Here is a 19,380-nt window from a genome sequence, read left to right as displayed (position 1 = left end):
AACAGGACCTGATAATGACTCATTACGCAGCACCCGGCTGGTACGGCAAATTGCCCAGCTCGGGTGACTTTGTGAAGCGACGCTTCCCCGATGTGCTGTACCGGCAGTGGTCGAACTGGTTTCAGGTCGGACTGCATCACTGGCAAACCAGTGAAGAGAGTAAAAACGCCCCGTCGCGCGCCTTTCTCAAAGCGCCGGTGTGGAATTTTGTCGTGCCGCCGATGCTCGGCAGTCAGCTGATCCAGATGGGCTGCCTGATTGCCGCCCGCGACAGCGTCGGCCGCAACTATCCGCTGTGCGCGCTGCGCCATTTTACTCCTGCCGAGTGGTCACCGGCGCTGCTGGCCCGCTCGGGCGAGTGGTATCAGCAGGTCGGCAATATGCTGCTGCGCGTGGTGCAAAACGGCGGTACGCCAGAGCAACTCGACCAGGCGCTGCTGAGCATTCCGCAGCCCCAGCAGCCGCAGACTGACGGCGAACAGTCGGACATTTTACAGGTGATTGGCGACGGCGAGCCGTCGACGCTCAACTGGAAACTGCCGGGTGACAGCTTCGACCCGCAGTTTTACACCAGCTTCTGGTGGACAAACCAGAGCGACGGTTTCCCGCTTTACACCCAGGTGCACAGCGGCAACTTCACCGCACAGCTGTTCTCACTGCTGTTCGACCCGGCCGGAGGGGCAAAACCCGGACGAAACGGACTTTATCCTCCGATGTTTGAATCCTGAGGCCAACCGCTATGACGATGAATATTGACGCGCTGCTGGCGCCGGTCAGCAGTGATAACCCCTGCGGCGACAACCTGGAGTATCACGCGGATTACCAGGCGATGGAGCAGGCCAGTACCGGTAAAGCCGAACAGCAGTTTGGCGAGACCATTATCCCGGCTGAATCAGCGGACTGGAATAAAGTCGAAAAGCTGGCGATTGACTTGCTCAGCCGCAGCAAAGACCTGCGAGTGATGTTAGCGCTTACTCACGCCTGGACCGAGCTGAAAGGGCTGCCGGGCTATGCGCAGGGGCTGAAGCTGATTGAGCAGGCGCTGCTGCTGTACTGGGAGCCGCTGTGGCCGCGACTGGAAGAGTACGGCGAACAGGATCCGTTCTACCGCATCAACGCGGTGGCGCTGCTGGGCGATAAATCAGCGCTGAGCAGCGCGGTACGCCAGAGCTGGCTGCTGCGCTACGCCTCGGATGGCATCACGCTGCGCGATGCCGCAGCGCTGTGCGACGGCAGCAAGACCGAAGTCGCGGACTATCCTGGCGGTCTGCCGCGCCTGACCGATGAGCTGGCGCGCGGTGAGCAGCCCGGTATTGAAGCGGTGCTACAGATAAGTGAGCGTTTGCAAACTATTACCGAAACTCTGACCGAACAGCTGGGTGAAGCGGCGGTGCCGGAGCTGTCGCAGCTGCGCAGGCAGATCGCCATGATCGCCGAACGCTGTCAGGCCACTGACCTCAGCACGCTGCAGCCGGCCGTGGTAACAGAGCAGCCGCCGGAACCGAGCGTCGCCGCGCCCGCCGCAGCGGTCCGCACGGCTGACTGGCGCAGCGTGCAGCTCAGTTCGCGCGCCGATGCGCAGCTGATGCTGGAGAAGGTGAAGCACTACTTTGCTCAGCACGAACCCAGCCATCCGGCACCGCTGATGATCGACCGCGTACAGCGGCTAATTGAGCTCGATTTTATGGACATCATCCGCGATCTGGCGCCAGACGGCGTGCATCAGCTGGAAAATATCTTTGGACGCCGCGACTAAGCGAGCGTAACAACTCAACGCAGCGAGACCTGCGCGCCTCCTGCGAAACTTTACCCGCGCACCCTTAATGGAGAAAACCATGGCACCAACGAAATCCAGTGGGCAGAAGTTCATTGCCCGCAATCGCGCGCCTCGCGTTCAGATTGAATATGACGTGGAAATTTATGGCGCGGAACGCAAAATCCAGCTGCCGTTTGTGATGGGCGTCATGGCGGACCTGGTCGGTAAACCACTCGAGCCGCAGGCGAGCCTTGATGAGCGTAAATTCCTGGAAATTGATATCGATAACTTCGATGAGCGCATGAAAGCGCTGAAGCCGCGCGCGGCGTTTCAGGTGGATAACACGCTCAACGGCGAAGGCAAGCTTAACGTCGAACTGACCTTTGAGAGCATGGACGATTTCTCACCGGATGCGATTGCCCGCAAAGTCGAACCGCTGAGCAACCTGCTGGAAGCGCGTACCCAGCTTTCGAATCTGCTGACCTACATGGACGGCAAAAACGGTGCGGAAGAGCTGATCGGTAAGATTCTGCAGGATCCAACGCTGTTAAAAGCGCTGACCCATCTGCCGAAGCAGGATGAAAGCGCTGAAGGTAAGGAGGAGTAATCATGACCCAGTCTTCGCATCAGCAGCAACAGGGTGCCTTGCACTACAGCGAGAATGAACTCAGCGCCCTGCTGAACAAAGAATTTCGTCCAACCAGCGATCAGGCGCGTGCCGCCGTCGAAAGTGCCGTGAAGACGCTGGCGCAGCAGGCGCTGGAAAACACCGTCACTATCTCGAATGATACCTATCGCACCATCCAGGCGCTGATCGCTGAGATTGACGACAAGCTGTCACAGCAGATCAACCAAATTATTCATCATGAAGAGTTTCAGCAGCTGGAGAGCGCGTGGCGCGGTCTGAGCTACCTGGTGAATAACACCGAAACCGACGAGATGCTGAAAATCCGTTTCATGAGCATCTCCAAGCAGGAGCTGGGACGCAGCCTGAAGCGTTTTAAAGGCGCTGGCTGGGATCAGAGTCCGCTGTTTAAGAAGATTTATGAGCAGGAGTACGGTCAGTTCGGTGGTGAACCGTTTGGCTGCCTGGTGGGCGATTACTATTTCGATCACAGCCCGCAGGACGTGGAGCTGCTGGGCGAAATGGCGCGTATCAGCGCGGCGGCACACTGCCCGTTCATCACCGGTACCGCGCCGACCGTCATGCAGATGGAGTCATGGCAGGAGCTGGCGAACCCGCGCGATCTGACCAAAATCTTCCAGAACACCGAATATGCCGCCTGGCGCAGCCTGCGTGAATCGGAAGATGCCCGTTATCTCGGCCTGGTCATGCCGCGCTTCCTGGCGCGCCTGCCGTATGGCATTCGCACCAATCCGGTGGATAGCTTTGATTTTGAAGAGCAGACCGATGGCTCAAATCACAACGGCTACACCTGGAGCAACGCCGCCTACGCCATGGCAGCCAACATCAACCGTTCGTTCAAAGAGTACGGCTGGTGCACCGCCATCCGCGGCGTCGAGTCTGGCGGTGCGGTTGAAAACCTGCCGTGCCACACCTTCCCGAGTGATGACGGCGGCGTAGACATGAAATGCCCGACGGAGATTGCCATCAGCGATCGTCGTGAAGCCGAGCTGGCGAAAAACGGCTTCATGCCATTGGTGCACCGCAAAAACTCCGACTTTGCTGCCTTTATTGGTGCGCAGTCACTGCAAAAGCCTGCGGAATACCATGATGCCGATGCGACCGCCAACGCACGTCTGGCTGCACGCCTGCCGTATCTGTTTGCCTGCTGCCGCTTCGCGCACTACCTCAAGTGTATCGTGCGCGACAAGATCGGTTCATTCCGCGAGCGTGATGAAATGGAGCGCTGGCTGAACGATTGGGTGATGAGCTACGTCGACGGTGACCCGGCGAACTCGTCACAGGAAACCAAATCGCGTAAGCCGCTGGCTGCCGCCGAGGTGAGCGTGGAAGAGCAGGAAGATAACCCGGGCTACTACGCCGCGAAATTTTTCCTGCGCCCGCACTACCAGCTGGAAGGCCTGACGGTGTCACTGCGTCTGGTATCGAAACTGCCTTCACTCAAATCGAATGAGAATTGATTAACTGTATCAGGCCGTCATGTATGGCGGTCTGAATGCTCATAAAGCTTTGCAGTTAACGTGCAGACGTAAAACGCTTATTTGCGAGCCGGCTCCACGTTTCGATATTAATATCTAGGAACTAAAGGATTCACTATTTTTTATTGCTCCATCCAGTGGGACAATAAAAACACTCTCTGAATAAACCATGTAGCGATATTCAGAAAACGAGGCAGAGGTAAAATATGGACTGTTTTATTCAGCCCCATGCTTTCCTGTTTGCCATAACGATGCTTTATCAAAGCAGAACGTAAATCAAGCAAGAGAAGATAATTATGGCTATTGATATGTTTTTAAAAGTTGATGGTGTGACCGGCGAGTCTAAAGACTCCAACCACACCGGCTGGACCGATATCACCTCTTTCAACTGGGGTGCTAACCAGCCGGGTAATATGTCTGTTGGCGGCGGCGGTGGTGCAGGTAAAGTAAATTTTGCTGACCTGAGCGTAAATGCACTGATTGACAAATCCACCACTGCAATCCTGAAAAATTGCGCCAGCGGTAAGCATATCAGCAAAGTAGAGCTGTCCGTATGCAAAGCAGGCGGCACACAGATTGAATACGCACGTATCACACTGGAAGATGTGCTGGTGTCAAAAGTTGATTATACCGGTGCTGCTAATGGCGATACCCTGAGCGTGACTTACGCGTTCCAGGCTGCCAAAGTGAAGCAGCAATACTGGGAGCAGAGCTCTTCAGGTGGTAAAGGCGCTGAAAGCAGCGCTGGCTGGAACATCAAAGAAAATAAAGAAGCGTAATTGCTTTATTAAGCGGCCCTGTGGGGCCGCTATAAATATTTCAGAATACTTATCTGAAAATATAATTGAGCGGGATACAACTTACAGAAGAGATGTTAATAAGATTATCTTTTAACTAAATAAATATTTAACTGCAAAAGGAGATTGTGATGACAGGTAAAACTTCCATCGAACCGGGATTTTGTGTAGTGCAACGCCCTGGAAGCCTCACCGAGCAAGCGATGTGGCTGTACGGTACGCGCAACATGCCGGCGGCAAATTACTTTTTGCAGTTAAATGCTGATGTCGCATGGGCTAAACCGGGACAAATCCTGATCGTTGCTGATCCGGAAGGAAACAATCATCCTGCGGCAATGAGTGCCCTGGCAACGGCAAAAGCGACAACCAACAATAGTCTGGCGCATCTATCCGTTGATGAGGCTGACTTTTTCAACCGGCATTATGCTTCGATCGCTGCTATTACCAATTATATGGATCAAGCTTCGGGTCTGATCGGTGATGCAGGCGAGAAATACTTCTCAGAAATAGCAAATAAACTTACTGCCATTGAAAATGCCTATCGCAACCAGTACCTAACGGCAGGCACACTATTTGGTGAGCAGTTTTTTGTTGAGCGTCGCCGTCTGTTTGGCGAACTCGAACAGCTGCTCAATCGCGTTTCGCGATTGATTCTGAATTTGAGACCCTACGATAAAATTAAACATGCATTGAATTTGTCCAGTTCATCCATTGTGCACGACTGGCAAACCGCTGGAGTGGGAGCAATTCGTGGCTACTCAACCTACGTAGATGGTGCAGCGAAAGCAGCTAAGTTTATGAAAGCCGGGGGGTTGGTAGCTGTAGGATTTGGTGCCTTAAATACGACGAATGAGGTCTATCAGGCTTGTACGGTGGACCGGAAAAATGAGTGTGCTAAAGTTGCCGTAACCGAATACGCTAAATTTGCAGCGAGTACAATGGCAAGCGTTTATGGTGGTACATTTGGTGCAGCCTCAGGTCAGTTTGTTTGCGTTGCTTTGGGAATAGGTACTGGACCGATAGGTTATCTTACATGCTCACTGGTTGGAGCTGCTGTAGGTGGATATGTTGCTGGCGAGGTAGGTGGTTGGCTGACAGGATTTACAATGGATAAAATTTTATGAATTTTCCTGATGCTTTAATTTTTCTATCTGTATTTTCTTTTCTTTTATCGATCGTTTTACAAATTTCTGGCTATGTGATTTTTAGAAGAAATATCAAGAAATTCGAAGTTATTTTGTCTGAATTTCGACAGAGAAATCTTCAGCTTGACATCACGACGAATATTTCCTCTTACTTTAGCGCATCCTTTCATCCGCTTAAAATAGCTTATTTTGCTTATCTTTATAAAGGTGTCATGCTTTATCATAAAAGGAATGAAAGGGTAAACAAGGAAACCTATGATTTCATTCAGTCCCTGCCTAAAGAAAAAATAAACTGGTTGCTGCGTCTGCATACTTTAAATCTGGTTACTGCCTTTTTCATGATTGGCGGAGGCGTGGGGTTTATAATCTGGAGGCACTATTATAGTTAATCAGTCGCAGCATCTGTGATGGACATAGCTCCTGAAGCTGGGGCAGTCATGATTATGGAAAACTACTGTGGACCTATTACTATCAATATCAGCTGCTTTGATAGGCTCGGGTTGCATTTTGCAAGTATGGGCATTTATCCTGTTCAAGAGTAATCAGCGGAAATTTGATTTTATAATGAGTGAGTTTCAGCGTATTAACCTGCAGAACGATATTATCACGCAGGTTGCTAATCATTTTCCATCATTATTTCATCATAACAAGGTCTCATATTTCGCACGGCTTTATAAAGGTGTGACCATGTATCATAAGAAAAATGAGCGGGTGAGTGCTGAAACATATAATTTTGTTCAAAATCTCCCATCTGAAAAGATAAAATGGTTGCTCATAGTGCATAACCTAAACTTAATCAGTGCGCTGCTATTATTTTTAGGTGCCGTAACTATTTTAATTTATAAGCGGATGCACTGATTTCTTCAGTATACTGAATGAAGTTTTCAGAATCATATATGTCTGCTTTCATTGTTTATTTTGAATAAATCAGTTGTCGCTACATCCCGGCTAATCGTCTTGATCCGGTGTACTGACACTGCGCCACGCACATATTGTAGCGGCGCGATTCATCGCGCAATTCATTGTGCCGCTACAAAATTGCAATCATTTCTATGCCAACTCAAAGACTAAATAGCAAATATGACACAGCGCATCGCGCTATAAAGCACAGCATCATTCACCTTATATCGCACACAGCATCGTATTACCCGCTTCCTATATTCCGCGTCTTTCCCGGAGAGCCGCGCAATATAGATGCCGAACCGCTAACCGCAGGAACCCGTTATGCGCTTTACGATAATAACGACTAAACCCGGCCACCAGCCGCCGCAAACCCGCTGTGACTTTATGCCGCCCGGCGGCACCATTGGCCGCGGAGTGGACAACAATCTGGTGCTGCCGGATGACGATCGCACCATTTCTCGCCTGCAGGCGATTGTGCACATCACCGCCGCGGGCGAATGCCGCCTCACCAACCGGGGCAACGTGACGCGCGTACTGCTCAATGACATCCCGCTGGAGCGCGGGCGTCAGGTGGAATTACAGGATGGCGACGTGCTGGGCATCGATGATTACCAGCTGCTGGTCAACGATCTCAACGGCGCGCAGCAGCCGCAGGCCGCCACGCTGGCACCGCAGCCGGTGGTGCAGGCTCCGGTAATGGCTGATGTGCCACCGGCGGAAAAGGATGCCAGCACCGCCGCGATCCCCAGCGAGATCTGGGACAGCCTCGCCAATGAGTTCTCGATCTCCGACGATCTGTCGAAGCGCAAAGCAGCGGCCGAGGTGCTGACGGAGGCCAATCCGCTCACCGCGCCGGCCAGCCTCGATCGCAACCCGGAGGATCCGCTGGCTCAGCTGGTGAACGATGCGCCGCTGGATATTGGCCAGCAGCCGAAAAACACCAGCCTGTTCGATGAAGGCGATGCGCTGTTCGCGCAGGAAAGTATCTTCGACGATCGCACCCCCAGCACACTGTCGGCGCAGCAGAATGCCGCCGCGCAGCCGCAGGTCGAAAGTGCCACCGAGCTCGATCCGCTCAGCCTGTTTGGCAGCCAGAGCAGCAGCGACGTGCGCAACCACGACGATCCGCTCGGCCTGATGATGGGCAATGCGGTTCCGCTGGCGCAGCCGGAGATCGCGCCGGCACAGACGGTACAGCCGCAGCCCGTCGCCCAGCCGGAAACGCACAGTGAATCCTCGCCGGAGACGGCACCGGTCGAGCTGGCGGATCTCAGCAGTTCGCCACTGTTTGATGACACCGAAACCCAGGCCACGTCGCCGCTGATCGAACCGCAGGCGGAGCAGCCAGAGACGGTCGCGCCGCAGATGGATTACGGCGGCATTACGCTGCCCACGCCACAGGCGGTGCAACGTGTCCCGTCGCCGACGCCGAAAGGGCGGCTGCGTATCGATCCGGTGGCTTCCAGCCATCAGAACGCGGCACCCACCAGCCAGGCGACAGCCAGCCACAACAGCGGCGACGCGCTGAAAGGCGAACTGCTGGATGCACTGCTGGAAGGCATGGGATTGCGCGATCTGCAGCCCACGCCGCAGTTCGACCGCGAGCAGATGCTGCAGTTTGGCCAGATGCTGAGCATGTTCTCGCAGGGCACCGTTGCGCTGCTGTCGTCACGCTCGATTCTTAAGCGTGGCGTTAAAGCGGATATGACGGTGATCCTCGACGACGCCAACAACCCGTTCAAACTGCTGCCGTCCGGCAAAACCGTGCTGATGCAGATGTTTGGCAGCCGTATGCCGGGCTTCATGCCGCCGCGTCAGGCGGTGCGTGATGCGCTGATCGATCTGCAGGCGCATCAGCTCGGCATGATCGCCGGGATCCGCGCCATTATCGCTTCGATGCTGCAATCCTTTAATCCGGATCAGCTGGAAGAGGAAGCCCGCCAGGCGGGATCGCTGTCGCGCCTCGGCCTGCCGGGCAGCCGCAAAGCCGCGCTGTGGGAGCATTTTGTTGAGCGCTACGGCGAGACGGCGGGCGAGATTGAGGACGATTTCCATACCCTGTTCGGCGAAGCTTTCCTGCATGCCTACGACCTGGAAGTTAATCAGTACAAAGATTCACAAACCCACACGGATGACGCATGAATATCACCATTGCTTCCACGTCGAATCAGGGCGACCGCGCCAGCAATCAGGATCAAACCGGTGAGGTAATCGGCGAACGCTCAGCCTGCTTCGTGGTGTGCGACGGCGTAGCAGGATTTCCCGGCGGCGACGTGGCCGCCCGCATCGCGCGCAGCAGCCTGATGGAGGCGTTCGACGGTAACGCGCACCTGGATGCGCAGTCGATTCGCAACTACGTCAACCACGCGAATCACGCGATTCGCCAGCAGCAGAAAGCCAGCAGCGAGCACAGCCGCATGGGCACTACGCTGGTCAGCCTGTTTGTCGACCGCGACTACGAGCTGGCCTACTGGGCGCATGCGGGCGACAGCCGGCTGTATCTGTTTCGCCGCGGCTACCTCTATCACGTGACTACCGACCATAGCCTGGTGCAGCAGATGAAAGATGCCGGCCACCAGACCGAAGGTATCAACAGTAACCTGCTCTATTTTGCCCTTGGCATGGGCGATGAGCAGCGCGACGCCAGCTACAGCGATGTGGTGGAAATAGAAGACGGCGACGCCTTTTTGCTGTGCACCGATGGCTTCTGGCACGGCGTGACGCTGGAGCAGATGCAGCAGTCGCTGCACATGGTCAATACGCCGGAAGAGTGGCTGACGCTGATGCAGCAAATCATTCGCAACGGTCAGCCGGATAACGGTCAGCAGGATAACTTCAGCGCGCTGGCCGTCTGGATTGGCTCACCGCAGGACACCACCTTACTGCACTCGCTGTCCGAAGCGGCGCAGTTTTTCCCTCTTCGAGATTGAGAACGCCAACATGAAACATGGATTACTGGGTCTGGCTGCGCTGCTGCTCAGCACGCACGCATTTGCTGAGAACTATCGCATCGTGCAGTCCCCGGCACAGAAACTGGATGTCTGGATTGATGACGTGAAAGATAACCAGCTGGCGAGCTGGTGTAAGCGCAATGTTGATCTGCGCATCGTCACCCACGGCGCGAAAAACGTCGCGGCGCTGGAGGATTTTCTGCCGCGCGTCGCCGGGCTGATGGCATCGCAGTGTAAAGCGCTGCAGCAGCTCAACTGGGCGCTCAATGATGATGACGGCAACCCGATCGCCAGCGGCAGCGCTGCCAAAGCGCAGCAGTGGCAAACGGTGGTAACGCCGCCGCCCGCGCCCGTGCAGCAGCCAGAGACCGCTGCGGTTGCCCCTGCCGCGCCGGTGCTCAACTCGCCGCAGGCCGATACCACGCCGTGGCTGCAGTTCAGCCTGCTCGACGGCTGTCACTTCCGCACCTGGTGGCAGCATCCGGCGCAGACCAGCGCGCTGTTCGTGCCGTCCAAACAGGGTCTGAGCTGCGGTCAGGATGGCTGGCTGAGCGGCCGCAGCAGCCTGATGCAGATGGGCAACGGTGCGGCGAAAAGCGTGGTGGTGACGTTCCTGCAGGGCTTCCCGATTGCCGGCCTGAATAACAAACAGCAGAGCGCCGAGCTCAGCATCACTACCGTCAACAGCGAACGCATGGTGCTGAGCAACGAGAAGTCGCCAGACAGCTGGCTGGTGCTGCCGTTCAGCAGCCAGTTCAACGGCTGGCAGGCACCGGATCAGGTGGTGGTGCAGATGCCCGCCAGCGATGCCGCCGATGAGAGCGCACTGCGCGCACGGCTGCAGGAAGTACGCAAAGTGTGGTCGCCGTGGCTGAGCGCCAGCGCACCGCTGAAAGTCCAGCTGGTAGAGCAGCTGCATCCGGAGCTGAAAGATCCCGCTGCCGCGGTTTACCGCACCATCAACTAACGCAAAAGGAGCTTGCATGGAGTCGTTACAATCGCGCCTGGCCAGTGCCTCACTGGCCGATAACCTCGCCGATATCACCCGCCAGATTCAGGCCAGCCCGGCCAGTGCCGACCTGCGCGCGGCGTTTGTGCAGCTGCTGTGCCTGGCGGGCAACTGGACGCGCGCGCAAACCCAGCTGCAATCGTGGCTGGCGCTGACGCCCCAGGCGCAGCCGACCGTCACCTTACTGCAGCAGGCCATTGCCGGTGAGCAGCAGCGTGAAGCGGTACTGCGCGGCGCGGCGCAGCCGCAACTGCCGGGCAGCGCGTGGGCGTGGTGTGAAACCCTGCTGGCTGCGCTGACCGCCGACATCCGCGGTGACTTCGCGCTGGGTGCGGAGCAACGTGCCGCCGCGCTGGCGCAGGCCGAAGCCAATCCGGGTCAGCTGCAACAGCAGGAACAGACGGCAGACTTCGCGTGGCTGATGGACGGCGACAGCCGCTTCGGGCCGGTGTGCGAAGCCATCGCCAACGGCCGCTACTACTGGATTCCGTTCGCCGCGATCCGCGAGATGGAATTTCAGGCGCCTGCCAGCGTCACCGATTTGGTCTGGCGCCATACGCGCGTGCAGCTGGTAGATGGCAGCGAGCAGATTTGCCAGATCCCGGTGCGCTACCCGCTGCTGCCGGGGGCGGATGAGCGCTACCTGCGCGCCAGCGTCACGGAATGGCAGCCGCTGGGCCACGATGACAGCCAGTTTACCGGTCACGGCCAGAAGCTGTGGCTGAGCGACAGCGGCGAGTATCCGCTGCTGACGCTGCAGCAGCTGACGTTCCAGCCAGGCGGCAGCGATGAGCCGTGATAACAGCTCGCACAACGACGGCTATGCCCAGCTGCATGGCGGTTTCCGCGCGCGTAAAAATCGCGATGCGCTAACCGCGCGCGACAAGTTGCAATCCTCGTTACTCGATCGTCTGACTGACAACGCGCCGGACAAGCAGAGCGAAGCCAGCAATACCACGCTGATTTCCCACAGCACGCTGCGCCGCCACGTGCTGCGCGATCTGCAGTGGCTGTTTAACACCATCAACAACGAAGCCCAGCAGGATCTCAGCGCCTTTGGTGAAGTGCAGCGCTCGGTGTGGAATTTTGGCGTGGCGCCGCTGGCCGGACAGAATATCTCCGACATCGAATGGCAGGATATGCAGCGCAAAATGACCGATGCCATTCTGCATTTCGAGCCGCGCATTCTGCCGCAGGGGCTGCAGGTACGCTGCGTCAGCGATCTGAAGTCGCTCAGCCTGCACAACGTGTTATCGATTGAGATCAAAGGCCGCCTGTGGTGCGTGCCTTATCCGCTGGAGTTTCTGTTCCGCACCCAGGTTGATCTGGAAAGCGGTCATTTTGAACTACTGGATGCAGGTTAATCATGGACAGCAAACTGCTCGACTACTACAACCGCGAACTGGCCTATCTGCGTGAGCTGGGCGCGGAGTTCGCTGCGCGCTATCCAAAAGTCGCCGGGCGGCTGGGGATGCGCGGCATCGAAGTCGCCGATCCTTACGTTGAGCGGCTGATGGAGGGCTTTGCTTTCCTCACGTCGCGCGTGCAGCTCAAAATGGACGCCGAATTCCCGCGCTTTTCACAGCGGCTGCTGGAGATGATTGCGCCGTCTTATCTGTCACCTACGCCGTCGATGGCGATTGCACAGCTCACGCCGGACAGCCGCAAAGGCGACATCAGCAATGGCTTCCACGTGCCGCGCGGCACCATGATGGAGAGCCAGCACCTGAAAAAAAGCGGCGTCACCTGCAGCTACACCACGGCGCACGATGTCACGCTGCATCCGCTGCGCATCAGCGACGTTTCACTCGGCGGCGTGCCGGGCGATCTGCCGCTGGGCGAACTGAAGCTCAGCGGTCGCGGTGCCGCCAGCGCGCTGCGCGTGCGTATCGCCTGCGAAGGCATTTCGTCGCTCAGCCAGCTGAATGTCGCCGATTTAATGCTGTATCTCAGCGGCCCGGACATTCAGGCGCAGAAACTGCTGGAGCTGCTGATGCAGCACCGCGTCGGCATCGTGCTGCAATCGGTCGAACAGAAACCGCTGCGCCAGGTGCTGCCGGATGACTCGCTACAGCAGGAAGGCTTTGCGCCAGAGCAGGCGCTGCTGCCGGACGATCTGCGTAACTTCGACGGCTACCGGCTGCTGCAGGAGTATTTTGCCTTTCCGGCACGTTTCCAGTTCATCAACCTGAGCCAGCTGGCACCGTTTCTGCGCCGCTGCGATAACGCACAGGAATTCGACATTATCATCCTGCTGGATAAGGCTGACAGCGCGCTGGAAAGCGTGGTGGACAGCAGCCATCTGGCATTGCACTGCACGCCGGTGATCAACCTGTTTCCCAAAACGGCCGAGCGCCTGAAGGTCAGCGACAGCCAGCACGAATATCATCTGGTGGTGGATAACATCCGGCCGCTGGACTACGAAGTGCACTCGGTGCAGCGGCTGTTCGCCACCGTTGAGGGCAAGCGCGAAGAGCAGTTATTCCGCCCCTTCTGGAGCACCTTCAGCGGCGACGACAACGATTACGGTGCTTATTTCTCGCTGCGCCGCGAGCAGCGCACGCTGTCTGAGCAGGCGCAGCGTTACGGCACGCGCACCGGCTATATCGGCTCGGAAGTGTTTTTGTCGCTGGTGGATGAGCATCACACGCCGTGGCGCGACGACATGCGCTACCTGTCGGCAGACGTGCTCTGCACCAGCCGCGATCTGCCGCTGATGCTGTTGCAGCAGGAGCAGGGCAATTTCGTCATGCCGGATTCGATCCCGGTCGGTCAGCTGAAGTTGTGTAAAGGCCCGACGCCGCCGCGTCCGGCGCTGGCCGAAGGGCTCTCCGCGTGGCGTCTGATCAGCCACCTGCAGATGAACTACCTGAGCCTGATGGACAGCAGCGACGGCCAGGGTGCCGCCGCGCTGCGCCAGCTGCTGAGCCTGTACGCTAATCTCGCCGAAGCGGCGGTGGCGCGCCAGATTGACGGTATTCGCCACTGCCAGCTCAGCGCGGTCAATCGCCGGGTGCCGGAACCGGGCCCGGTGGTGTTTGCGCGCGGCGTCAGCATCACGCTGGAGGTCGACGAACAGGCGTTTTCCGGTGCCAGCCCGTGGCTGCTCGGCAGCGTGCTGGAACGCGTGTGCAGCCGGCTGGTGGCGCTGAATAGCTTTACCGAATTCACCCTCAACAGCCAGCAGCGCGGCGAGGTAGGCTACTGGCCGCCGCGCATGGGCAGGAAGGCGCTGCTATGAGCGAGGCGCAGATCATTCCGCTGCAGCGCGCCCAGCGGCTGCCGGACGATTTCTGGCAGGCAGTGATGGCGGCACCGTGGCGCTACGATCTGTTTCAGCTGCTGCGCCGGCTGGATGCGCAGGGCGGCCAGCGCTATCCGCTGGGACGTGCGCCGCTGCCGAAGTTCGAAGCGCTGCGCATTGGTCAGAAACCGTCGCTGGCGTTTGCCCCGGCAACGCTGGCCAGCGTGCAGCCGCGCGCAGAGGACGCGCGCCATGACGTGGCGATTTACAGCTTTGGCCTGTTTGGCCCCAACGGTCCGCTGCCGACCCACCTGACAGAATATGTGCACGAACGCATCGTGCACCATCAGGATCACAGCCTGGCGGCATTTGCCGACATCTTTCACCATCGCGCCACGCTGCTGTTTTATCGCGCCTGGGCCGATGCGCAGCCGGCCGTCTCGCTGGATCGCGCCGATAACAGCCGCTTTGTTGATTACCTTGCCTGTCTGGCCGGCATCGGTTTACCGGCGCAGCAGCAGGCCAGTTCGCTCAGCCTGCATGCGCGGCTGATGCTGGTCGGCCATCTTAGCCGCCACGGTCACGACGCTGAAGGGCTGGTACGCATTCTGCGTCACTACTTTGGCGTACCGGTGCAGCTGGCACAGAACGTGCCGCAGTGGCTGACGCTGGACGCGCGCGATCAGGCGCGGCTGGGAGCCGGACGCCAGATGCCGCGGCTGGGCGAATCGGCGTTCCTTGGTGTGGCGGTGCGCGATGTGCAGCACCGTTTTCGCCTGCGGCTCGGTCCGCTGAGCGCGCAGCAGTATGCCCACTTTCTGCCGGATGCGCCGGGCGCGCGCGAAGTGCGCGACTGGGTGCGTCACTATCTCGGCATCGAGATGCAGTGGGACCTCAGCCTGATCCTGGCGGCGGAAGAGGTGCAGAGCGTCACGCTGGGAGGCAATGCCCGGCTGGGCTACACCAGCTGGCTGGGACACGCGCCACAGCCGCAGGATCGCGAAGATTTCATGTTTGAGGTTGAGGCAGCCGCAAGCTAGCCCAATCGCTTTTCCCTGTTACACAGCCTGCTTCTTTCATTAAAGAGACCCGATATGTCAGAAATCAGCCGTGCCGTGTTATTCGGCAAACTGGATACGCTGTTATTTACCTCGCTGGAAAGCGCCACCGCCTTTTGTAAACTGCGCGGTAATCCTTATGTTGAACTGGTGCACTGGCTGCACCAGCTGATGCAGCAGCAGGATGGCGACTTACAGCGGGTGATCAGCCATTTTTCACTGGATGAAAACGCGCTGACGCGGGATATCGTCGCGGCGCTCGACCGCCTGCCGCGCGGTGCGAGCGCGGTTTCCGATCTCGCCGAACACATCGACAGCGCCGTCGAGCGCGCCTGGGTCTACGCCTCGCTGAAGTACGGTGCGACGCGCATTCGCGGCGGCCATCTGCTGATTGGCATGCTCAAAACCTTCAACCTCGCCAGCGTGCTGAAAGGCATCTCCGGCCAGTTTGGCCGTATCAATGCTGATGCGCTGCTGGAGCAGTTCGACACGCTGCTCGCCAGCAGTAAAGAAGCACAGCAGGCGCTGGTGGCACAGCCGGGCGCGGAGAGTGCCGCACCGGCAGCCAGCACCAGCACGCTGGCGCAGTACGCGCAGGATCTCACCGCGCGTGCACGCGAAGGACGCATCGATCCGGTCACCGGCCGTGATGAAGAGATCCGCCAGATGGTGGATATTCTGATGCGTCGCCGGCAGAACAACCCGCTGCTGACCGGCGAAGCGGGCGTTGGCAAAACCGCGGTGGTCGAAGGCCTGGCGCTGCGTATTGCCGCAGGCGACGTACCGGCTCCGCTGCGGGATGTGCAGCTGTGGCTGCTGGATATCGGCATGCTGCAGGCCGGTGCCGGCATGAAAGGCGAATTTGAAGCGCGCCTGCAGGCGCTGATTAATGAAGTGCAGTCCAGCCCGACGCCGATTGTGCTGTTCGTCGACGAAATCCACACGCTGGTCGGTGCCGGCGGCCAGCAGGGCACCGGCGATGCCGCCAACCTGCTGAAACCGGCGCTGGCGCGCGGCCAGCTGCGCACCATCGGTGCCACCACCTGGGCCGAATACAAAAAGTACATTGAGAAAGATCCGGCGCTGACGCGTCGTTTCCAGACCGTGCAGGTGCAGGAGCCGGATGAAGCCAAAGCGATTCTGATGCTGCGCAGCACCGTCAGCGCGCTGGAGAAGCATCATCAGGTACTGCTGCTGGATGAGGCGGTCAGCGCGGCGGTGAAGCTGTCGCACCGTTACATTCCGGCGCGCCAGCTGCCGGACAAAGCGGTGGCGCTGCTGGACACCGCCTGCGCACGCGTGGCGGTGAGCCAGGGCGCACAGCCTGCGGCACTGGAAGATTGCCTGCATCGTCTGGCCGCGCTGGAGATTGAAGCGGAGATCATTGCGCGCGAAAGCAAAGTCGGGCTGGGCGATGCGGCGCGTTCGCAGGCGGTTGCCGCCCAGCGCGCAACGCTGGAAACCGAGCGCGATGCGCTGCAGCAGCGCTGGCAGCAGGAGCGTGAACTGGTCGATCAGCTGATTGCGCTGCGGGCGCGCTGCGTGACGGAGGGCGAAGCCGCGCTGCGCGATGAGCTGGACGCGACGCAACAGCAGCTGCAACAGCTGCAGGGCGAAGCGCCGCTGCTGTTTGCCGCCGTGGATGCCAGCGTGGTGGCCGCCGTGGTCGCAGACTGGACCGGGATTCCGCTGGGGCGCATGGTGAAAAACGAAATCGACGCGGTGCTCAATCTCGCCGATACGCTCAACCAGCGCGTGATTGGCCAGCGTCACGGTCTCGATCTGATCGCCAAACGCGTGCGCACCTCACGCGCGCGCCTCGACAATCCGAACAAACCGGTCGGCGTCTTTATGCTGTGCGGTCCCTCCGGCGTCGGCAAAACCGAAACCGCGCTGGCGCTGGCCGAGTCGCTGTACGGCGGCGAGCAGAACATCATCACCATCAACATGAGCGAGTTTCAGGAAGCCCACACCGTTTCCACCCTGAAAGGCGCACCGCCGGGCTACGTGGGCTATGGCGAAGGCGGCGTGCTGACCGAAGCGGTGCGGCGTCGTCCCTACAGCGTGGTGCTGCTGGATGAGATTGAGAAGGCGCATCCGGATGTGCACGAGCTGTTCTTCCAGGTGTTCGATAAAGGCTGGATGGAGGATGGCGAAGGGCGCCATATCGACTTCCGTAACACCATCATTATTCTGACCTCCAACGTCGGTACGCAGCTGATCAGCGCGATGTGCGCCGATCCGGAGCTGATGCCGGATCCGGAAGCGCTGAGCACCGCGCTGCGCAAACCGCTGCTGGAGGTGTTCCCGCCGGCGCTGCTGGGTCGCCTGCTGGTGGTGCCGTATTACCCGCTGAGCGACGCGATGCTGGCGGAAATCGTCCGGCTGCAGCTGGGCCGTATTGTTCAGCGCCTCGCCGACAACCACGGCATCAGCGCGCAGATTGACGATTCGGTCATCAGCCAGATCGTGCAGCGCTGCACTGAAGTGGAGTCCGGTGGCCGCATGGTCGACGCCATCCTTACCAATACCCTGTTGCCGCAGATGAGCCAGATGCTGCTCAGCGCCCACGCCCGCGATGAACGCTATCGTCGCGTGCAGGTACGCTGTGAGCAGGGCGAGTTTGTTTGCCAGTTCGATGTCTAAAGCCGTTAGTGATCAGAGAGTTTTCGAAAATGTCGGAACACGATAATCCCCTCAATGTACCCAACGCTCTGCCGGTGGGTTACCGTTTCAATGAGTTTGAAATTAAAGAAGTGATCGGTGGTGGCGGCTTTGGCATTGTTTATCGTGCCTGGGATCATCAGCTGGAGCGTGATATCGCCATCAAAGAGTTTATGCCGGCTTCGCTGGCGGTGCGCAGCGATGACCTGAATCTGGTGCTGCGCAGCGAACGCTTTAGCAAAACCTTTCATGCCGGGCTGAACAGCTTTATTCAGGAGGCGCGCCTGCTGGCCCGCTTCAACCATCCAAATCTGTTGCACGTGCTGCGTTTCTGGGTGCAGAACGACACCGCTTATATGGGCACGGTGTTTTACAGCGGCACCACCTTATCGAACCTGCGCGAGCGCAATCCGCAGCTGGTGGATGAAGCCTGGATTCGTCGCCTGCTGCCACCGCTGCTGGGTGCGATCAAAACCATCCACGACGCCGGTTACCTGCACCGCGATATCTCGCTGGATAACATCCAGATTCAGAGCAGCGGCGAGCCGGTGCTGCTGGATTTTGGCTCCGCGCGTAAAACCATTGGTAACCTGTCGGATGAGAGCGAAACCATGCTGCGTCCGGGCTATGCGCCCATCGAGCAATACAGCGATAACGATGAAAGCGAACAGGGCGCGTGGACGGATATTTACGCGCTGGGCGCGGTGCTGCACACGCTTATCACCGGGGCGCCACCGCCGGTGAGCGTGGTGCGCAGCATCGAAGATAACTACCAGCCGCTGGCCGCGCGCCGCCTGCCGGGCTACTCCCAGGCCTTGCTGACGGCGGTAGACAGCGCGCTGGCGCTCAAACCGGAAGATCGGCCGCAGGATATTGATGCTTTTGCCGGGCTGATGGCGCTGCCAGAGCGCGAACCGGAACCGCTGCTGAGCGCCAAAATCAGCGGACCGGGCACCATGCTGGTGCCGGTGGAAGAGGCGAACGAAGCCGAAACGCTTTCGCCGGTGAAATCGCTGCTGCGCCATCGCTTTGCGCTGCCGGGGCTGGTGGCCGCGGGCGTGCTGGTGGGATTGTGCGTGGGGCTGCTGATGTCCGGGGGCGATGAGCCTGCGGCGCCGGCAGAGACGGTGCAAAACAGCGCGCCAGCTGCTGATCCTGCAGTTTCACCTTCAGCGTCGTCAGCGCCAGCCGCAACGGCAGCGGTAACGCCGGAAAAACCGCGCGAAGCGGAGCCGCAGCCTGCACCGCCGCCGGAGCCGGTCGCGCAGGTTTACATCAAGCTGCAGCAGGGCGAACGCGTCCAGGTGAATGGCAAACCGCAGGCGCTGGTGCCTGCTGCCAACGGTTTTGCCGCGCTGCAGCTGGCGCCAGGCAATTATACCTTTGCCATCAGCGGCCAGGGCGGCACGCGCGAGCAAACGCTGACCATCAGCGAAGAAGGCGTCTGGTTGCTCGATCCACACAGTTAATCATCAGGGATTTATTATGTTCTCACGCATCACCGCACAGCTGCCGATGGACGGCCTGCTGTTCTGGAAACTCACCGGCGCCGAGGCGCTGTCGCAGTCGTTTGAGCTGAACGCCGAGCTGCTGGCCACGGACGCGCGCATCGACCGGCACGCGCTGCTGGGGCAGCCGGTCACGTTCACGCTGCCGACGCAGAGCCTGCTGTCGCCGCGCTACCTCAACGGGAAAATCACGCGGGTGGCGGTGCGCAGCGAGGAGCTGA

General features: G+C 58.8%; 18 protein-coding genes. All 18 read left to right on the top strand.

Annotated elements, in window-relative coordinates:
* The first annotated feature begins 14 nt into the window (after window positions 1-14).
* Window positions 15-728 carry a type VI secretion system-associated protein TagF gene (gene tagF, locus FT726_RS09080; RefSeq protein WP_021506784.1) on the top strand — a complete coding sequence of 238 codons (714 nt, stop codon included), beginning with the start codon at window positions 15-17 and terminating at the stop codon, window positions 726-728.
* 17 nt (window positions 729-745) lie between these two features.
* Window positions 746-1,756, top strand: coding sequence for a type VI secretion system protein TssA (gene tssA / locus FT726_RS09075; RefSeq protein ID WP_241798648.1), 1,011 nt, complete (start codon window positions 746-748; stop codon window positions 1,754-1,756).
* A 79-nt stretch (window positions 1,757-1,835) separates the two neighbouring features.
* Window positions 1,836-2,363, top strand: a complete 528-nt coding sequence (tssB, locus tag FT726_RS09070; RefSeq protein WP_021506786.1) for a type VI secretion system contractile sheath small subunit — start codon at window positions 1,836-1,838, stop codon at window positions 2,361-2,363.
* Window positions 2,364-2,365: 2 nt separating this feature from the next.
* Window positions 2,366-3,862: a type VI secretion system contractile sheath large subunit gene (tssC, locus tag FT726_RS09065; RefSeq protein ID WP_141496390.1), complete on the top strand. Its 1,497-nt coding sequence runs from the start codon at window positions 2,366-2,368 to the stop codon at window positions 3,860-3,862.
* A gap of 314 nt (window positions 3,863-4,176) precedes the next feature.
* Window positions 4,177-4,659 carry a type VI secretion system tube protein Hcp gene (locus FT726_RS09060; protein WP_021313206.1) on the top strand — a complete coding sequence of 161 codons (483 nt, stop codon included), beginning with the start codon at window positions 4,177-4,179 and terminating at the stop codon, window positions 4,657-4,659.
* 149 nt (window positions 4,660-4,808) lie between these two features.
* Window positions 4,809-5,801 carry a hypothetical protein gene (locus FT726_RS09055; protein WP_346302688.1) on the top strand — a complete coding sequence of 331 codons (993 nt, stop codon included), beginning with the start codon at window positions 4,809-4,811 and terminating at the stop codon, window positions 5,799-5,801.
* Entirely contained in the window at window positions 5,798-6,211 is a 414-nt protein-coding gene (locus FT726_RS09050) for a hypothetical protein (RefSeq protein ID WP_021506789.1), read from the top strand. The genes FT726_RS09055 and FT726_RS09050 overlap by 4 nt, the downstream gene beginning before the upstream one ends.
* Window positions 6,212-6,278: 67 nt before the next feature.
* On the top strand, window positions 6,279-6,680 hold the full coding sequence (locus FT726_RS09045) for a hypothetical protein (protein WP_021506790.1): 402 nt from the start codon (window positions 6,279-6,281) through the stop codon (window positions 6,678-6,680).
* A gap of 366 nt (window positions 6,681-7,046) precedes the next feature.
* The gene (gene tagH / locus FT726_RS09040; protein ID WP_346302687.1) at window positions 7,047-8,867 is read left to right on the top strand and encodes a type VI secretion system-associated FHA domain protein TagH; all 1,821 of its coding nucleotides are present in this window, start codon (window positions 7,047-7,049) and stop codon (window positions 8,865-8,867) included.
* Window positions 8,864-9,655: a PP2C family serine/threonine-protein phosphatase gene (locus tag FT726_RS09035; protein WP_021506792.1), complete on the top strand. Its 792-nt coding sequence runs from the start codon at window positions 8,864-8,866 to the stop codon at window positions 9,653-9,655. Before tagH ends, FT726_RS09035 begins: the two co-directional genes overlap by 4 nt.
* Window positions 9,656-9,665: 10 nt before the next feature.
* Window positions 9,666-10,643 (top strand): hypothetical protein, encoded by a 978-nt coding sequence (locus FT726_RS09030; protein WP_211727500.1) that lies wholly within the window; start codon window positions 9,666-9,668, stop codon window positions 10,641-10,643.
* A 16-nt stretch (window positions 10,644-10,659) separates the two neighbouring features.
* Window positions 10,660-11,484, top strand: coding sequence for a type VI secretion system accessory protein TagJ (locus FT726_RS09025; RefSeq protein ID WP_282996620.1), 825 nt, complete (start codon window positions 10,660-10,662; stop codon window positions 11,482-11,484).
* Window positions 11,474-12,049 (top strand): type VI secretion system baseplate subunit TssE, encoded by a 576-nt coding sequence (tssE, locus tag FT726_RS09020; protein WP_021506795.1) that lies wholly within the window; start codon window positions 11,474-11,476, stop codon window positions 12,047-12,049. The genes FT726_RS09025 and tssE overlap by 11 nt, the downstream gene beginning before the upstream one ends.
* A gap of 2 nt (window positions 12,050-12,051) precedes the next feature.
* Window positions 12,052-13,926 (top strand): type VI secretion system baseplate subunit TssF, encoded by a 1,875-nt coding sequence (tssF, locus tag FT726_RS09015; protein ID WP_346302686.1) that lies wholly within the window; start codon window positions 12,052-12,054, stop codon window positions 13,924-13,926.
* Window positions 13,923-14,969, top strand: coding sequence for a type VI secretion system baseplate subunit TssG (gene tssG, locus FT726_RS09010; protein ID WP_288424650.1), 1,047 nt, complete (start codon window positions 13,923-13,925; stop codon window positions 14,967-14,969). The genes tssF and tssG overlap by 4 nt, the downstream gene beginning before the upstream one ends.
* Before the next feature lie 54 nt (window positions 14,970-15,023).
* Window positions 15,024-17,633 (top strand): type VI secretion system ATPase TssH, encoded by a 2,610-nt coding sequence (tssH, locus tag FT726_RS09005; RefSeq protein ID WP_282996619.1) that lies wholly within the window; start codon window positions 15,024-15,026, stop codon window positions 17,631-17,633.
* A 29-nt stretch (window positions 17,634-17,662) separates the two neighbouring features.
* Entirely contained in the window at window positions 17,663-19,120 is a 1,458-nt protein-coding gene (locus FT726_RS09000; protein ID WP_166720571.1) for a serine/threonine-protein kinase, read from the top strand.
* Window positions 19,121-19,136: 16 nt separating this feature from the next.
* Window positions 19,137-19,380, top strand: a 244-nt coding sequence (locus FT726_RS08995; protein WP_346302685.1) for a contractile injection system protein, VgrG/Pvc8 family, incomplete at its 3' end; no start/stop codon positions are given.

The organism is Pantoea sp. Morm, assembly GCF_016643525.1.
GTDB lineage: Bacteria > Pseudomonadota > Gammaproteobacteria > Enterobacterales > Enterobacteriaceae > Pantoea > Pantoea dispersa.
This window is presented reverse-complemented; position numbering and strand designations above follow the sequence as displayed.

Coding starts and splice junctions, on each gene's coding strand:
- FT726_RS09035 (WP_021506792.1), top strand. CDS start 8,864: ATGAATATCACCATTGCTTCCACGTCGAATCAGGGCGACCGCGCCAGC.
- tagF (WP_021506784.1), top strand. CDS start 15: ATGACTCATTACGCAGCACCCGGCTGGTACGGCAAATTGCCCAGCTCG.
- FT726_RS09055 (WP_346302688.1), top strand. CDS start 4,809: ATGACAGGTAAAACTTCCATCGAACCGGGATTTTGTGTAGTGCAACGC.
- tssE (WP_021506795.1), top strand. CDS start 11,474: ATGAGCCGTGATAACAGCTCGCACAACGACGGCTATGCCCAGCTGCAT.
- tagH (WP_346302687.1), top strand. CDS start 7,047: ATGCGCTTTACGATAATAACGACTAAACCCGGCCACCAGCCGCCGCAA.
- FT726_RS09030 (WP_211727500.1), top strand. CDS start 9,666: ATGAAACATGGATTACTGGGTCTGGCTGCGCTGCTGCTCAGCACGCAC.
- tssB (WP_021506786.1), top strand. CDS start 1,836: ATGGCACCAACGAAATCCAGTGGGCAGAAGTTCATTGCCCGCAATCGC.
- FT726_RS09025 (WP_282996620.1), top strand. CDS start 10,660: ATGGAGTCGTTACAATCGCGCCTGGCCAGTGCCTCACTGGCCGATAAC.
- tssC (WP_141496390.1), top strand. CDS start 2,366: ATGACCCAGTCTTCGCATCAGCAGCAACAGGGTGCCTTGCACTACAGC.
- FT726_RS09050 (WP_021506789.1), top strand. CDS start 5,798: ATGAATTTTCCTGATGCTTTAATTTTTCTATCTGTATTTTCTTTTCTT.
- FT726_RS09000 (WP_166720571.1), top strand. CDS start 17,663: ATGTCGGAACACGATAATCCCCTCAATGTACCCAACGCTCTGCCGGTG.
- FT726_RS09060 (WP_021313206.1), top strand. CDS start 4,177: ATGGCTATTGATATGTTTTTAAAAGTTGATGGTGTGACCGGCGAGTCT.
- tssH (WP_282996619.1), top strand. CDS start 15,024: ATGTCAGAAATCAGCCGTGCCGTGTTATTCGGCAAACTGGATACGCTG.
- tssA (WP_241798648.1), top strand. CDS start 746: ATGAATATTGACGCGCTGCTGGCGCCGGTCAGCAGTGATAACCCCTGC.
- tssF (WP_346302686.1), top strand. CDS start 12,052: ATGGACAGCAAACTGCTCGACTACTACAACCGCGAACTGGCCTATCTG.
- tssG (WP_288424650.1), top strand. CDS start 13,923: ATGAGCGAGGCGCAGATCATTCCGCTGCAGCGCGCCCAGCGGCTGCCG.